Here is a 16,439-nt window from a genome sequence, read left to right on the forward strand (position 1 = left end):
CATGCACCTGAATTATCACTTTCTCCGCTTTCTTTGCCCTGCATTGGAAAAAAAAATTCTCGGCGCCCTTACTACAGCCTGCTTTTCACAGCATAAAGAAGAATTGATACTTGAATTTCAAACCAAAGAAAACCGATCTTTTCATATCAGGGCATTATTGCTCCCATCAAATACCAGCCTGAGCTTTCCTGAGGATTTTAAAAGAAGCAAAAAAAACAATGTTGACCTGTTTCCGGAGATCCTTCACCATACCCTTACCGGCATTCACTTACTGGTATTTGAAAGGGCCTTTTTTCTGGAGTTTGACAATGGCTTGATATTGTTGTTTAAAATGCATGGAAGCAGGTCCAATATCCTGCTATACCCCTCCAGGGTTGATCTTCCTGTACGGTTGTTCAGGAAGGATCTCAGAGAAGACATGACGATTCAACTTTCTGGATTGGAAAAACCACTGGACCTGAGCTGGGCCCGGTTCAAAGCGCTGGAGGGCAATGCCAGCCAGTTTTTGCCGACCTTGGGAAAACTACCCAGAGCCTGGTTGAAAAAGCAGGGATATATTGAAGCTGATCTGGAAACGAGATTCAAATTGATACAGGAAGTAATGGACATGATGGAAAGCCCCCTGTTTTCCATTTATCAGGAGGAAGACAAATACTCACTGACCCTTCTTCCCTGCTCTAATGCGCTATTCTCTACCACTGATCCGCTGGAGGCCGCCAATAGTTATTACCAAAAAGCCGTAGTTCAACAAGCCTTTGACAACCAAAAACTAACCTTGTTGCGATCTTTAGCCGAGCAAAGGAAAAAAACGGAGAATTACCTCCAGAAAACCAGGGATAAGCTAAAAATCATGGAAAGCGAGCCAGCCCTCAGTCAAACGGCAGACATCATTATGGCAAACCTCCATCAAATACCCCCTGGGTCAGAGCAGGTGGATTTGTTTGATTTTTATTCCAATGAGGTTCGGGAAATTAAGTTAAAAAAAGGAACCAGCCCACAAAAACATGCCGAAAACCTCTACAGAAAAAGCAAAAACAAAAAAATTGAATTTGAACAATTAAGAAAAAATCTCGATGTAAAGGAAAAACAACTTGCTGAATTAAAACAGGAGGAGGAAGAATTGCTACAAGTGGAAGATTTCCGCACCCTAAAAGCAAAAACCAAAACAGGAACAATCCATGGTTCAAAACAGGAACAGGTACAATTGCCTTACAAAAAATTTGAAGTAGAGGGTTTCGAAGTATGGGTAGGAAAATCTGCCAGGTCCAATGATGAGTTGTTAAGGAGATATACCTGGAAAGAGGATATCTGGTTACATGCCAAAGATGTTGCAGGCTCTCATGTAATCATCAAACAACAATCGGGCATGGCTATTCCCAATCCCGTTCTGGAAAAAGCCGCCGCCCTGGCAGCCTATTATTCCAAAAATAAGACTACCTCCCTGGCTGCTGTGATATTCACCCCCTGCAAATTTGTCCGTAAAGTAAAGGGTTCCCCTGCGGGCGCAGTAATGGTAGACAGGGAAAAAGTAATAATGGTATCTCCGAAAGGGCCGGAAAACCTGTAAGAAAAAAAGGCAGCCTGATTTCACCAGGCTGCCTAAAAATTTATTGGTCAACTAATCGAACCTTGCGGTTTCAAGACAATCACACCGTTGGGCAGCTATCAATCGACCACATGTATTTTTAGCATATTTGTTTTTCCTTTGGCCTTTAAAGGCATGCTTGCGGTATTGATGATAATATCCCCTTCGGTCACATGGTTCTCCTCTTTCAGCTTATCCTGGATGTCCTGGAAAGTGGCGTCAGTAGAGACCCTGTTGTCGTAATAAAAGGCCCTGATGCCCCAAACCAAACTGAGTTGGGTCAAAAGTTTTTTGTTCCGGGTAAAAACAAATATAGCTGCTGAAGGCCTGTGGGAAGAAATCCTAAAGGCGGTAAATCCGGAAGTGGTGATCCCTACTATGGCCTTTGCTTTCACATTTCTTGACAGCCTGCTCGCCATCAATAACAGGTTATTGCTTAGAAAGCTCTCCGTGTCTTCAGGGATTTTGTACAGATTGTGGTAGATATCTGCATTTACTTCTATATGGTCAATGATCCTGCTCATGGCTTTCACAGCAGCAATGGGGAATTTTCCCGAGGCTGTTTCGGCCGATAACATCACGGCATCTGCTCCATCCAATACCGCACTGGCAACGTCATTTGTTTCTGCCCTGGTAGGTCTGGGGTTCACAATCATACTTTCCATCATCTGGGTTGCAATGATGACAGGCTTGCAGGCGATTTTGCATTTTTCAACCATCCTTTTTTGCCACAGAGGCACGATTTCCATGGGTACTTCCACACCCAAATCTCCTCTTGCCACCATGATGGCATCAGTGGCCGCAATGATTTCATCAATATTGTCCAAGGCCTCAGGTTTTTCAATCTTGGCCACAATTTTACAATCCTTACCGGCATTGGCAATTCTTTCCCTTAAATCCAGGATATCATCGGCTGTGCGGACAAAAGAAAGGGCGATCCAATCTACTTCGTTCTCCAGCCCAAACTCCAAATCGATAAGGTCTTTTTCAGTCAATGAGGGAGCACTGATCTTTGTATTGGGAAGGTTGATCCCTTTACGGGATTTCAAAATGCCTCCATGCACCACTGTACAATCTACATTTTTACCATCCGTCTTTAATACCACCAGCTCAAGATTTCCATCATCTATGAGTATGCGATCACCTTGCACCACATCATTTGGCAGATTCTGATAAACCGTACTTACCAGGGAGGCCGTGCCTACCACAGGATCGTTGGTAATGGTGATGGGATCTCCTTGCTTGATCAGCACACCATTATTTTCCACCTCCCCTACGCGTATCTTTGGTCCTTGAAGATCCTGAAGGATACCTATATTAAATTCTAAATCTTTATTTACCTCCCGTATGGTCTTGACCACTTCTGCGTGGATCCCATGATCTCCATGGGAGAAATTTAATCTGAAAATATCAGCTCCCGCCATTACCAATTCTGTAATGGTTTCTTTGGTGTTGCTGGCAGGACCAACGGTAGCTAATATTTTCGTTTTATTAAAAATAGGTATTCTCATTTTTATGTATTATTTAATATGTTAACAGGTTTTCTTTTGATTTTAACTTATTGATATCAATTTTTACGATGCCATGGATTCCATTAACCTTAGAAAGGCCTTCAATATACGTATTAAAATCCACTTCACAGGTTAAGTCCTGACTGAGTAAAAAGTAATCCATATTCCTGAGCTCAGGAACCAGAAATCTGGACTGCCCCCTTACCGGATATGACTTATTTCTGAGTAATTGTATGTACCCATGTTCTTTTTCTATAATAAATTGAGAAATAATTAAATCCGGCTGATGGAGAAATTCCATTTCATAATCTGCCGTTTTTTTTAAATTGATCCCGAGTGTATGGTTGATCAGCCAGGCCAGTTTATAGTCCTTTAGAGGGGCTACAAGGCCTAAAAGATCAAAATCAAATACCGTTTCGACATGAAGTTTGTTTTTCTTCATTTAGGAAGAATTTAAAAAAACAAAGTTAAAAATTTTATTCCAACTTCAATCTCTGGTGGAAAGTTCTTAATTTAGTTTGCCTTTTTTTTTGACATTCAGGTATTAAATAATTTTCTTTGCGGAGTGTTTAAACTAAACTGATCACAAAATGTCTGAAATTGCACAAAAAGTAAAAGCCATTATCGTTGATAAGTTAGGCGTCGAAGAATCTGAAGTTACTCCCGAAGCGAGCTTCACCAATGACCTTGGTGCCGATTCTTTGGATACTGTAGAACTTATTATGGAATTCGAAAAAGAATTCAACATTTCCATTCCGGATGACCAGGCTGAACAGATCGGTACGGTTGGCCAGGCGGTTAGCTATTTGGAAGCTAACGTAAAATAACCCATACTTAAAATCATTTATGAATTTAAGAAGAGTTGTAGTAACAGGTTTAGGTGCCCTTACACCAATTGGTAACACCGTTGACGAATTTTGGAACGGTTTGACAAATGGTGTAAGCGGTGCTGCACCTATTACCCGTTTTGACGCCTCAAAATTCAAAACCCAATTTGCCTGTGAAGTTAAAAATCTTGATATATCGGATTTTTTAGACAGGAAGGAAGCAAGAAAAATTGATCCTTACACCCAGTATGCCATGGTTGCTGTGGAGGAGGCCATGAATGATTCAGGTTTAAACCTGGAGAAGATTGACCTAAGCAGGGCCGGGGTGATTTGGGGGTCTGGTATTGGTGGGCTTAAAACCTTTCAGGATGAAGTCACCGATTTTGTCAATGGAGAAGGTGTCCCTAGATTTAACCCATTCTTTATCCCTAAAATGATTGCGGATATAGCTGCAGGGTTTATCTCCATTAAATATGGATTTCAGGGACCTAATTTTGCTACGGTTTCGGCTTGCGCATCGGCCACCAATGCATTAATAGATGCCTTTAACTATATCCGTTTGGGCAAGGCAAATGTATTTATCTCCGGAGGTTCCGAAGCGGCTGTAACAGAAGCAGGTGTAGGTGGTTTCAATGCCCTTAAAGCGCTTTCTCAAAGAAATGACGATCCGGCAACAGCCTCCAGACCCTTTGATAAAGACAGGGATGGATTTGTACTGGGAGAAGGTGCAGGTGCGCTGATTCTGGAAGAGTATGAGCATGCCAAAGCCCGTGGAGCCAAGATCTATGCTGAATTGATTGGGGGAGGTATGACTGGCGATGCTTATCATATCACTGCACCACACCCTGAAGGCAGGGGTGCAGCCAATGTAATGAAATTTGCCCTTGAAGATGCCGGGATTTCAGCCGAAGCCATCGACTATATCAATGTACATGGAACCTCTACTCCACTGGGAGATTTGAGTGAAGTCAAAGCCATAAAAAAAATCTTTGGTGATCATGCCTATGAAATGAATATCAGTAGCACCAAATCCATGACTGGACATTTGCTAGGTGCTGCAGGTGCTGTTGAAGCCATCGCCTCGATTCTTGCCATGAAAAATAATCTTGTCCCTCCTACCATAAATCATTTTACGGATGATGAAGAAGTGGACCCAAAATTGAACCTCACTTTCAATAAAGCCCAGGAGCGGGAAGTGAATATAGCGCTAAGTAACACTTTTGGATTTGGCGGCCATAACTGTTCCATCATTTTCAAAAAAACAAAGGAATAAATTTGAAATTACTTCGGTTGCTCAGGGTTCAGGAGCTAACTTACAACAAGAAAGAAAAAAGGCTTGCTTCCGCTATCAAGAACATAGTGGGTAGCAAGCCTTTAAATTTATCCCTTTACAGGCTGGCTTTCCGGCACGTCTCGGTATCCAAAGAAATAAAATCCGGCGTAAAAATCAGCAATGAACGTCTGGAGTATCTTGGAGATGCGGTCCTGGGTACCGTTGTAGCAGAATATCTTTTTCAAAAATTCCCCTACAGGAACGAGGGCTTCCTCACAGAAACCCGTTCCCGAATTGTTAACAGAGAATCACTGAACCAGGTGGGCCAAAAAATCGGTTTACCCATCATTGTAGAATCTGAAATGGATGGCAAAGTACCTAATTCATTTAAATCCCTTTATGGCGATACCCTTGAAGCGCTGATTGGGGCCATTTACCTGGACAGAGGATACTATTTCTGTAAAAAATTCATAAACAAAAGACTCATCAACCCTTTCTTTGATCTGGACAGCATCATCGCTACAACGATAAACTTTAAAAGTAAAATCATAGAATGGTCTCAAAAAGATAACAAGGAGATTGATTTTGAGTTAAAATCCGTAGATGGCAACCAAAGATTCAAGGAATTTACCGTAAGCTTGAATATAGAGGGCTCTTCTTTCTCGGAAGGAAAAGGGCCTACAAAGAAAAAAGCCGAACAGGAGGCTGCCAGAATAGCCTGCGAAAAATTACAAATTATCTTTTAAAAAGGTCATTCATTATTTTGGGTGAAAATCTAAATTTATGTCTTCTCTACATCTTGCAGGCGCAACAGTAAACCAAACACCCCTGGATTGGGAGGGAAACTTTCACCATATTCAGCAAGCCATTCAAAAAGCGAAGGACCAAAGCGTGGACTTGCTTTGCTTTCCCGAACTGAGCATTACAGGCTACGGAAGTGAAGATCTTTTTCTAAGTTACTGGTATCCCAAAAAAGCCCTTGCCTATCTCAAAAAAGCCCTTCCTTTCACCAAAGGAATTACCGTCTGCCTGGGTTTACCCTGCCGCATCAACCAAAAAGTTTACAATTGCATGGCTGTGCTTGAAAATGGCAAAGTCCTTGGTTTTGTCCCCAAGCAATTTTTGGCCAGTGACGGGGTACATTATGAATGCCGTTGGTTTACTCCCTGGAAAGCCGGATTGATGTCAAGCATGGATTTTGACGGGGCCTCGGTTCCTTTTGGGGACATGATATTTGAAAAAAAAGGACTTCACTATGGTTTTGAAATATGTGAAGATGCCTGGAGAGGAGATGCCCGGCCCGGTTACCGGCTGAAAGATCGAAAAGTGAACCTTATACTTAACCCCAGCGCAAGCCATTTTGCTATGGGAAAAAGCCACCAAAGGGAAATACTCGTTACAGAGAGTTCCGAAGCATTAGAGGCTGCTTATTTTTATGTCAACCTGCTGGGCAATGAAAGTGGAAGGATGATCTTTGATGGAGAAGTTCTTTTTGCTGATAAGGGAGAGCTCTTGTATAAGAACCCCTTGTTATCCTTTAAGGATTACCAACTCATTAGCTTCAAATACCCCATACCTAAAACACTAGAAACCCCTGAAAAAAGGGCAACCGAAAGCAAAAACGAAGAATTTACAGCTGCTGTTTCGCTGGCTTTGTTTGATTACCTGCGAAAAAGCAAGAGCAAAGGTTTTGTACTTTCCCTAAGTGGGGGTGCGGATTCTTCCACAATTGCCATTTTGGTTGCGGAAATGGTCAGAAGAGGCATTCTATGCCTGGGTACACCCCTTTTTCTGGAAAAAATTCACCGGTCTTCAGACATTGACCCCAAAAGCAGCGTCAAAGACATTACCGGAAAACTGCTTACCACTGCTTATCAGGGCACAAAAAACTCCTCTGCCGATACATTTAATAGTGCAAAATCACTGGCCGAAAGCATTGGTGCTGTTTTTAACCAATGGTCTATTGATGAAGAGGTAGCCTCCTACACCAGAAAAATAGAAGCTGCCCTGGGTAGAAAGCTGGAATGGGAAAAGGATGACATAGCCTTGCAAAATATCCAGGCCAGAGCGCGATCCCCGATTATTTGGATGCTGGCCAACATCAACAACAGCCTTTTATTAAGCACCTCTAACAGGAGTGAGGGGGACGTAGGTTATACCACCATGGACGGAGATACAAGTGGCAGTATCTCCCCCATTGCGGCTGTTTCAAAGGATTTTATTTTGCAATGGCTGCGATGGGCGGAGAGCACATTGGGCTATGAGGGACTAAAGGAAGTCAATGCGCTACAACCTACTGCTGAGTTGAGACCAAAGGAAAGAAAACAAACTGATGAGGAAGACCTGATGCCCTACCCGGTACTCACCGCCATTGAGCAACTGGCCATAAGAGACAAACGCTCCCCCATAGATATTTATCTGAACCTGAAAGAAGAACTTTCTCTTGAACCATCTATTTTAAAAAGTTACATTGCCAAATTCTTTCGGTTGTGGTCCAGAAACCAATGGAAGAGAGAAAGACTGGCTCCATCTTTTCATCTGGATGAGTTTAATGTGGACCCTAAAACCTGGTATCGATTTCCCATTTTATCAGGAGGGTATCAGGAAGAATTAAAGGAAATGGAAAATACCGAAGAATAACTTTAGGCAATTAGCTAAAAAAAACAGAAGCAATGATCAACAGTATTTTGTATTATGTAGTTTGGAGTCCAAATCCGGCGGTTTTTTCAGGGTTTGACAGGCTTCGTTGGTACAGCCTGCTTTTCGCCCTAGGATTTATCATTTCCCAGCAGATCATGATACACTTTTTCAAAAAAGAGGGGCAGGATGAAAACCTTGTTGACCGGTTGACCATCTACATGGTGCTGGCTACCATTATCGGTGCGCGTTTGGGGCATGTACTCTTTTATGAGCCTGCCAGATACCTGAGCAACCCCATTGACATACTGAAGGTATGGGAAGGGGGCCTTGCCAGTCATGGAGCGGCCATTGGGATACTTTTTGCGCTCTGGCTATATGCGAAAAAGACCCCGGGCCAATCTTACCTTTGGGTGGTGGACCGGATAGTGATCGTAGTTGCGCTGACAGGGGCATTGATCAGGTTTGGTAACCTCATGAATTCAGAAATTGGCGGAAAAGCCACAGGCACGGATTCAGGATTTGTTTTTGCCAGAGATACGGAGGAAATCCTGCTTACCATGAACCTTCCCATTGAAGATATCACCGCTTATAAACCCAATGACCGGAAGGAAGAATTGACTGGATCCGGAAGGGTACCTGTTAACATAGACATAAAGATCAACAAGGGGGGTTTTGATGAAAATAATCTGAGAAACGTTTTGGAAAGGGATATCAAGTATGCCCTGACCCGGTTTAGCAGTTCAAAAAAGTACATGGCAGAAGATCCTGAAGCACCTCTTGATTTGGAGATCCGGGACCAGGGCAGCCACTACCTCGCTGTGGTCAAAACTTTTGGGATAGCCAAACACCCTACCCAAATTTACGAATCCATTACCTACCTGCTGATATTTGCTTTCCTCTTTTTGGGATGGAAGAAGTATACCTCCACCATTCCCGAAGGTTTATACCTGGGAATATTCCTGATATCCGTATTTGGAATGCGGTTTGTTTGGGAGTTTTTCAAAGAAAATCAGGTAGAATTTGAGGACAACCTGGCATTCAATATGGGGCAGGCATTGAGTATTCCCCTGGTTCTTGCTGGAATCGGACTTGTATTTTATGCCCTGAAAAACGGAAGCAAAAAAAACATTGAGGAGTAAATCAGGGGACAGGATCGTGTCCCTGCCCTCCCCAGGGGTGGCACCTGCTTATTCTTTTCAATCCCAACCAGCCTCCTTTGAATACTCCATGTTTCAAAATAGCTTCCTTCATGTATTGACTACAAGTAGGATGATACCTGCAAGACCTTGGAAATAAGGGTGATAAGAGATATTGATAGACCAATATGGGAAATATTGCAATTTTCTTGACTATTTGCTTCACTTTTATCGTATTTATAGGATATAAGAAAAAAAATAACATTAAAGTTCTGTATCCACCTATCAACTTTCGGGTCATTTTGACATTTAAGCCTTTAATATCTCTTTTCTTACTTTTGGTTTTAGGTTTTTTGGCAAGCCAGCAGGGGCATGCCGGGGATATTTCCACCATAGACACTATAAAGCAGTCGAGTCCTCCGGAAAGAGTGACGGTGAACAATATATTCGTGGTAGGAAATGAAAAAACCCGCCGAAGGATCATTTTAAGAGAAATGGATATTGAGGAAGGTGGGGTATATGATTGGAATGACTTCGTACAGCTATTGCTGGCTGATCAAAAAAAAATCTATAACCTGCAGCTCTTTACTACTGTAACACTCACCCCCCTTTTTCTGGAAGATGACCAGGTGGAATTACTGGTATCCTTAAAAGAAAGATGGTACATTCTGCCCAGCATTATTTTTAACCTTGCAGATAGAAATTTTTCGGAATGGTGGATCAATCAAGGCAGGGACTTTTCCAGAGTCAATTATGGTATTAAGCTAGACCACAACAATGTAGGTGGCAGGAATGAAAAACTTCGGATCATCGGACAATTGGGCTTTACCCAGGCCATTGACCTGAATTACAGCATACCTTACTTTGACAAAAACCAGGTGCACGGATTGGCAGCCAAGTTTAACTATTATACCAACAAAAATATACCCATCAGATCTGTAGACAACAAACAATTTTTTTATAAAAACCAGGAAGAAGATGTCCTCAGAAAAACCATCAATGCTTTTTTAACTTACAACTTCAGGGGTAGTTTTTACAATACCCATTTCCTGACGCTTGGTTTTCACAATACCCGGATTCATGAAGATGTGCTGGAGCAAAATCCTGACTACTTTACCCATGACAGCCAAAGGCTCAAGTATTTTCAGGCTACCTACCGGTACCGGCACGACCATAGGGATAATGTGGCCTATGCTACCCAGGGCACATTACTGGACCTGAGCCTGACACAATATGGCCTCTTTGCGGGAGACAATATCAGTGAAACCGAATTCTCTATCCTGGCCAGCAAATACACTCCCCTGGGTGGGAAATTCTACTTTGCAACGGGAATTTCCGGATCAGCATTTTTCAGTTCCAGGCAACCATATACCCTGGTGAGGGGTATAGGTTATAAACCTGATTTTATCAGGGGCTATGAGGTAAATGTCATAGAAGGACAACAAACCTTCGTGCATAAAAACAGTCTTCGGTATGAATTACTCAATGTAGCTTTTGATATTTCTGATTTTATGCCACTTGAAGAGTTTTCCATCATTCCCTTTCAACTCTACCTGAGCGCCAATTTTGACCAGGGTTTTGTCAGGGATGCCAACAGGCTGCCGGAAAATGCCCGGTTGACGAACCGGTACCTATCTGGTTTTGGCCTGGGTCTGGACCTTATCGGTATCTATGATGCCGTTTTCCGCTTTGAATATTCTTTCACCAATACGGGTCCCGGAAGTTTCTTTATCAATGTAAAAGCCCCGTTATAAATTTCTTAATTGTTTTTAATATACATTTTTTTGTATTATATTACTTTGTCAATTTATTTTTCCCTAAGCTTTTTTGACAATGGAGAAATGGGTTTTGATAACAATACTTTTATTTACTGCCCAGATCAGGAATGGCGGGGCACAAAACAGTATGGATCATTTTCCGAAAGGTGCGCAAAGCATGGGACTAGGAAATGCCAGCCTCACCCTAAACGACCCCTGGGCCGTTTTCAACAATATTGGGGCCCTGGGTACAGCACCTGATCAGCTGATCGCATTTACAGGATATGACCATCGGTTGGGATTAAATGAATTGACCACTCTCGCAGCAGGTTTGATCATTCCTGCAAACAAACTGGGTAACATTGGAATCGGGCTTTCTACCTATGGTGCGGCGCTTTTTAACCAGCAGCAAATTGGCATAGGTATAGCCAATCAATTGGGACTGGCCAGCCTGGGAATCAAACTGAGCTATTTCCAAACCAATATTGAAGGTTTTGGCAGAAGTGCCCGGCCCGTTATTGAGTTTGGAGGTACAGCAGAACTCATACCAGGCTTATTTTTTGGTGCCCATATGTACAACCTAACCCGATCATCGATAAGCAAGGACAGCAGGGACTACCTCCCTACCACCATGAAAGCAGGCATCTCCTACCGGCCTTCGGAAAACCTCATGGTCAATCTTGAAACAGAGAAGGAATTGCTTTCACAAGCACAGTTTAAAGCAGGATTAGCATATAATTTCGAGCAAAAATTTTGGGCAAGAACAGGCATCAATACCCAACCCAACAATTTGTTTTTTGGTATTGGGTTCAAGCCCCGGAAGTATCAAATTGACTATGCTATGAGCCGCAATTACCTGTTGGGTTTTACGCATCATTTTTCCCTTAACTATAACCTCTCGGAACCTTGAAAACGCTGATTTTTTCCGGCTTATTTTTACTATTGGGCATATATCGGCTTTCAGCTCAAAATGTTGCAACCGGAGAGTTGGATTTAGAAAGTTTTGTTGAGGAACGGTTCTCCTTTCAGGAGGAAGATATTGCCTATGAAGACCTGTATGAGAGCCTTTTACAGGTGCACTTAAACCCTCTTGACCTGCAAGAAGCCACTGCAGAACAGCTCCGCTCCCTGTATATCCTCAGCCCCATACAGGTAGCGTCCTTTCTGGACTACCGGAATACATTTGGTCCATTAATATCCATTTACGAGTTGCAGGCCATTCCGGGATGGACCCTGGAAACGATCGAAAATATCCTCCCCTTCATACAACATGACGTTTATTCAGGGAATCAAAAAATGCCCGGATTTAAACGCTTACAGGCAGCAGAAAATGCCTACCTCATTTTTAGAAACCGCCGGGTTTGGCAAACCCGAAAAGGATTCACACCTGCTGATACCCTGAGCAACGGTCAACTCAGCAGCCGCTACCTGGGTGGCCCTGATGACCTATATGTCAGGTTCAGGCTACAACAGCCGGGTGACTTCAGCATTGGGTTGACTGCCGATAAAGATGCCGGAGAACAGTTTGTCTGGGACCAAAAAACCAAAAGGTATGGTTTTGATTTTTTGTCCTTTCATTTTATGCTTTTTGACAAAGGGCCATGGAAAACCCTGGCTTTTGGAGACTATCAACTCCAATTTGGTCAAGGGCTGGTATTTGGTTCTGGGTTTTCGGTGGGAAAGGGTGCAGAAACCATAGCCACAGTAAGAAGAAGCTCTCTGGGCTTGAGGCCCTATACTTCAGTTCTGGAATCCGGCTTTTTCAGAGGGGCTGCTGCTACTTACAAAACCGGAAATTTGGAATGGACCGGCCTGTTTTCCCTTGCTCCCAGGAGTGCAAATTTACAGGTAATCCAGGACAGCCTGGAAGCTTCTGAAAGTTATTTGTCTTCCCTGATCAGTTCGGGATTGCACCGCACCAAAAGTGAAATCGAGAATAAGGGACAAGCCAGGGAACAAAATATCGGCATCAACCTGCAATACCGCAGTTCAGACAAGGGTATTCAAATAGGTGCCAATTTCCTTCATTCCAGATACAGCCAGGCCGTACTTCCCTTAAAAAGAATTTACAATCAATTTGAATTCAGGGGCAAAAGCAATTACACAGGCAGTATTTACTTTTCCTACAATTTTGCCAACCACTACTTTTTTGCAGAATCGGCCATTTCAAAAAGCCGGGGAAAGGGCCATGTTTTCGGGATCATGAGCAGCTTAAATCGATTTTTGGACCTTTCTCTGGTTTGGAGAAAATTCGATAGAAACTTTCACTCTTTTTATGGAAATGCTTTCTCTGAAGGCTCCCGACCCATAAACGAAGAAGGCTTGTATTTAGGACTCAATTTTAAACCCAACAGAAAAATAAATTGGTCTGCATATTACGATTATTTCTCCTTTCCCTGGTTACGTTTCCGCATGTATGCACCCTCTTCAGGAAATGAATGGCTAAGCCGCTTCACCTACCGGCCGCATAAAAAACTGGTTTCCTTTATCCAATGGAGAGAGGAAACCAAAAGCAGAAACCTGGTTTCAGAGGAACAATCCAGCAACCAATACCAACTGGCTACCGGAAAACGGAGAAATTTTGTTTGGAGCCTTTCCTACCAACCCAATCAGTGGTGGCAATTCAAAACAAGGGTTCAACAAAGTTCATTTCAAATAAATGGACAGAAAACCAAGGGGTTTGCCATATTGCAGGACCTTTCGGCCAACCTGGGAAACTGGAAATTCAGTGGGAGACTCTCTCTTTTTGATACGGATGACTTTGAAAACAGACAATTCCTTTACGAGAGGAACGTATTATGGGCATTTTCAATACCTAATTTATATGGTCAGGGATACCGGTATTACCTGCTGGGCCAATATAAATTAAATCAACGAATCACCTTCTGGTTGAGATGGGCCAAAACCATTTATACCAACAGGGAGAGCATTGGCACAGGACTGCAGGAGATACCGGGGAATGAAATAACAGAAACCACCTTTCAGGTGCGGTACCAGTTTAACCGGTAAAAGCCACAAAAAAAGCTTTTACCGGTTATTAAACCAGGGGTATCATCCTTGCTTTTTCAATAAGTCCCTGATTTCTTCCAACAACACTTCGGTTTTATTAACCGTAGGAGGTGGAGGAGTAGGTGCCGCTTCTTCCTTTTTCTTCAGGTTATTGATGAGTTTAACGATCATAAACACAGCCAATGCGACAATTGAAAAATCAACAACAAACTGGATAAAATTACCATAATTTATGGTCACTGCTGCAATATCTGTCCCTGCGGGATCCACGTATGCCTCTTTGAGGACTACCATCAGGTCGGTAAAATCCACACCACCGACCAATAACCCGATTGGGGGCATGATAATGTCATTCACAAGGGAGGACACTACCTTTCCGAATGCCGCACCGATAATCACTGCAACGGCCAGGTCGACGACATTGCCTCTGACGGCAAAATCCTTGAATTCTTTAATCAATCCCATACTTTTGTTGGTTGAAGTAAATAAAGATTTAAGTAAAATGTAAGTTTAAAGCCTTTCAATATAGTTATAAATTGAAAACTTTTTCAAATAGCACTGAAAACAAAATTTAAAAATACAATTTAACAAGATGGCAAATCAAAAAAATACAGTTCCCCCTATCGCAAAAATTAAGCCCACAAACCTTGAATTTCACCATCATACCCGAACAGACAATTATTTTTGGATGAAAGAGAGGGAAGACCCTGAAGTTATAGACTATCTCAATAAAGAAAACGAATTTAAAGAAAGATGCCTGGAACCTACCAAAACCTTGCAGAACAACCTTTTCAAAGAAATGAAAAACCGTATTAAGGAGGAGGATTCCAGCGTACCTTATTTTAAGAAAGGCTTTTTTTATTACCAAAGGTTTGAGAAAGGGAAAGAATATCCCATTCATTGCAGAAAAGAAGGTCAACTCTCAGCTGGGGAAAGTATTCTATTGGATGTCAATAAACTGGCGAGGGGCAAAGCATACATGAATGTGAATGCCATGTCTGTTTCTCCAAATACTTACCTGCTTGCCTATGCAGCAGACGCTGTGGGGAGGAGGATTTATACCATCTATTTTAAAAACCTGACAACTGGTAAATTACTGGAAGACCAAATCAGTGAAGTTACCGGGAACGTGGTCTGGGCCAATGACAACAACACATTGTTCTACAGCAAACAGGATTCACAAACCCTTCGGCCAAACCGGATTTTTAAACATATCCTTGGCAAAGACCAGGCGTCCGATGCACTAGTCTTCGAAGAGAAAGATGAAACATTTACGGTAAGCGTAAAAAAATCCAAATCCGGAAATTACCTTTTTATCAGTAGCAATAGTACTGTATCCACTGAATACAGGTTCCTTTCAGCGGACAAGCCGGATGAAGACTGGAGGGTCATCCAGCCAAGGGAACGGGACCTGGAATACGAGGTGGATCACCACGAAGATTCCTTTATCCTACTGACCAATGCCGATGGTGCAAAAAATTTTAAGTTGGTTAAAACTCCTGTGGAAGCACCTGGAAAATCAAATTGGGAGGATCTGGTTCCGGGAAGAGAGCATGTATTACTGGAAGAATTCGAAGTATTCCGGCACCATCTGGTGATCAGCAATCGTTTTAATGGTTTGAGCCGATTGGAAATAAGGTCATGGGATGGTCAAAAAAATCATACCATCAGCATGCAGGACCCCACCTATTCGGTTTGGATCGGGAATAATCCCGAATACTATACCGACGTGCTTCGATATGGCTATAACTCCCTTACTACCCCTTCATCCATCTACGATTATCACATGGACAGCCGGGAGAAGACCCTCATGAAACGTCAGGAAGTTGTAGGTGGGCACGATCCGGGAGATTATCAATCCGAACGAATTTGGGCTATGGCAGCGGATGGACAGGAAATACCAATTTCTTTGGTCTATAAAAAAGACAGGTTTACCAAAACAGGTGAAAATCCTTTGCTATTGTATGGATATGGTGCATATGGTTTCAGCACAGATCCCTATTTCAGTTCCAGCAGACTTAGTCTCCTGGACAGGGGAATAGTCTTTGCCATGGCTCATGTCAGGGGTGGACAGGAATTGGGTAGGCACTGGTATGAAGAGGGTAAAATGTTGCATAAAATCAACTCTTTCACGGATTTTATCACCTGTGGCGAACATTTGATCCAACAAAAATATGTACATCCCCAAAAGCTTTTTGCCATGGGAGGCAGCGCGGGAGGATTATTGGTTGGAGCGGTTATAAATATGCGTCCAGATCTTTTTCATGGAGTAATAGCTGCTGTACCCTTTGTGGATGTTGTGACCACCATGCTGGATGAAAGTATCCCGCTCACCACAGGGGAATTTGATGAATGGGGGAATCCCAAAGATAAGATTTACTATGATTATATCCTTTCCTATTCGCCATACGACAATGTAAAGCCCCAGGCCTACCCGCATTTGCTGGTGACATCAGGATTTCATGATAGTCAGGTACAATATTGGGAGCCTTCAAAGTGGGTGGCCAAACTCAGGGCCTTACGAACCAATGACAACCTGTTGCTCTTACACACCAATATGGAAGCAGGGCATGGGGGCGCCTCCGGACGGTTCAGGGCATTGAAAGAACTGGCCATGGAATATGCATTCATCCTGTGGTTATCAGAAGCGGAAAATCAGCCCGGAAATTCCACCGAAAATGGGTAAAAATGGAAATATCCA

14 protein-coding genes are annotated in these 16,439 nt (G+C 42.7%); 10 read left to right on the forward strand and 4 right to left on the reverse strand.

Going from position 1 to position 16,439, the window contains the following annotated elements; all coding sequences use genetic code 11:
• Position 1 precedes the first annotated feature (1 nt).
• On the forward strand, positions 2 to 1,567 hold the full coding sequence (locus HUJ21_RS04445) for an NFACT RNA binding domain-containing protein (protein WP_291367693.1): 1,566 nt from the start codon (positions 2 to 4) through the stop codon (positions 1,565 to 1,567).
• A 98-nt stretch (positions 1,568 to 1,665) separates the two neighbouring features.
• Here HUJ21_RS04445 and pyk read toward each other — a convergent pair whose 3' ends face one another.
• Positions 1,666 to 3,096, reverse strand: coding sequence for a pyruvate kinase (gene pyk / locus HUJ21_RS04450; protein WP_291367694.1), 1,431 nt, complete (start codon positions 3,094 to 3,096; stop codon positions 1,666 to 1,668).
• Between the two features lie 13 nt (positions 3,097 to 3,109).
• Complete coding sequence (locus tag HUJ21_RS04455) at positions 3,110 to 3,538, reverse strand: IPExxxVDY family protein (RefSeq protein ID WP_291367695.1); 429 nt, start codon at positions 3,536 to 3,538, stop codon at positions 3,110 to 3,112.
• Positions 3,539 to 3,686: 148 nt separating this feature from the next.
• On the opposite strand from HUJ21_RS04455, the gene HUJ21_RS04460 reads away from it, so the two are divergent.
• Genes HUJ21_RS04460 through HUJ21_RS04480 form a run of 5 tightly spaced genes read left to right on the forward strand, consistent with a single transcriptional unit; the run spans position 3,687 to position 8,975 of the window.
• On the forward strand, positions 3,687 to 3,923 hold the full coding sequence (locus HUJ21_RS04460; protein ID WP_010855324.1) for an acyl carrier protein: 237 nt from the start codon (positions 3,687 to 3,689) through the stop codon (positions 3,921 to 3,923).
• A 19-nt stretch (positions 3,924 to 3,942) separates the two neighbouring features.
• Complete coding sequence (fabF, locus tag HUJ21_RS04465; RefSeq protein WP_291367707.1) at positions 3,943 to 5,196, forward strand: beta-ketoacyl-ACP synthase II; 1,254 nt, start codon at positions 3,943 to 3,945, stop codon at positions 5,194 to 5,196.
• Positions 5,197 to 5,198: 2 nt separating this feature from the next.
• Positions 5,199 to 5,942, forward strand: a complete 744-nt coding sequence (gene rnc / locus HUJ21_RS04470) for a ribonuclease III (RefSeq protein WP_291367708.1) — start codon at positions 5,199 to 5,201, stop codon at positions 5,940 to 5,942.
• Between the two features lie 37 nt (positions 5,943 to 5,979).
• On the forward strand, positions 5,980 to 7,836 hold the full coding sequence (gene nadE / locus HUJ21_RS04475; protein WP_291367710.1) for an NAD(+) synthase: 1,857 nt from the start codon (positions 5,980 to 5,982) through the stop codon (positions 7,834 to 7,836).
• A 32-nt stretch (positions 7,837 to 7,868) separates the two neighbouring features.
• Positions 7,869 to 8,975 (forward strand): prolipoprotein diacylglyceryl transferase, encoded by a 1,107-nt coding sequence (locus HUJ21_RS04480; protein WP_291367712.1) that lies wholly within the window; start codon positions 7,869 to 7,871, stop codon positions 8,973 to 8,975.
• A 1-nt stretch (position 8,976) separates the two neighbouring features.
• Here the strand turns inward: HUJ21_RS04480 and yidD are convergent, their stop codons facing one another.
• Complete coding sequence (yidD, locus tag HUJ21_RS04485; RefSeq protein ID WP_291367830.1) at positions 8,977 to 9,237, reverse strand: membrane protein insertion efficiency factor YidD; 261 nt, start codon at positions 9,235 to 9,237, stop codon at positions 8,977 to 8,979.
• A gap of 73 nt (positions 9,238 to 9,310) precedes the next feature.
• Between yidD and HUJ21_RS04490 the strand changes: the two genes are divergently transcribed.
• The 3 genes from HUJ21_RS04490 to HUJ21_RS04500 all read left to right on the forward strand — a co-directional run bounded on the left by HUJ21_RS04490 (position 9,311) and on the right by HUJ21_RS04500 (position 13,738).
• The gene (locus HUJ21_RS04490; RefSeq protein WP_291367713.1) at positions 9,311 to 10,726 is read left to right on the forward strand and encodes a BamA/TamA family outer membrane protein; all 1,416 of its coding nucleotides are present in this window, start codon (positions 9,311 to 9,313) and stop codon (positions 10,724 to 10,726) included.
• Between the two features lie 79 nt (positions 10,727 to 10,805).
• Entirely contained in the window at positions 10,806 to 11,639 is an 834-nt protein-coding gene (locus HUJ21_RS04495; protein ID WP_291367714.1) for a hypothetical protein, read from the forward strand.
• Entirely contained in the window at positions 11,636 to 13,738 is a 2,103-nt protein-coding gene (locus tag HUJ21_RS04500; RefSeq protein WP_291367716.1) for a helix-hairpin-helix domain-containing protein, read from the forward strand. Before HUJ21_RS04495 ends, HUJ21_RS04500 begins: the two co-directional genes overlap by 4 nt.
• 42 nt (positions 13,739 to 13,780) lie before the next feature.
• Here the strand turns inward: HUJ21_RS04500 and mscL are convergent, their stop codons facing one another.
• The gene (gene mscL, locus HUJ21_RS04505; protein ID WP_291367718.1) at positions 13,781 to 14,203 is read right to left on the reverse strand and encodes a large-conductance mechanosensitive channel protein MscL; all 423 of its coding nucleotides are present in this window, start codon (positions 14,201 to 14,203) and stop codon (positions 13,781 to 13,783) included.
• 127 nt (positions 14,204 to 14,330) lie between these two features.
• On the opposite strand from mscL, the gene HUJ21_RS04510 reads away from it, so the two are divergent.
• Positions 14,331 to 16,424, forward strand: coding sequence for a S9 family peptidase (locus tag HUJ21_RS04510; RefSeq protein WP_291367720.1), 2,094 nt, complete (start codon positions 14,331 to 14,333; stop codon positions 16,422 to 16,424).
• The last annotated feature ends 15 nt before the right edge of the window (positions 16,425 to 16,439 follow it).

This window comes from Cyclobacterium sp. (genome assembly GCF_014762705.1).
Classification (GTDB): domain Bacteria; phylum Bacteroidota; class Bacteroidia; order Cytophagales; family Cyclobacteriaceae; genus Cyclobacterium.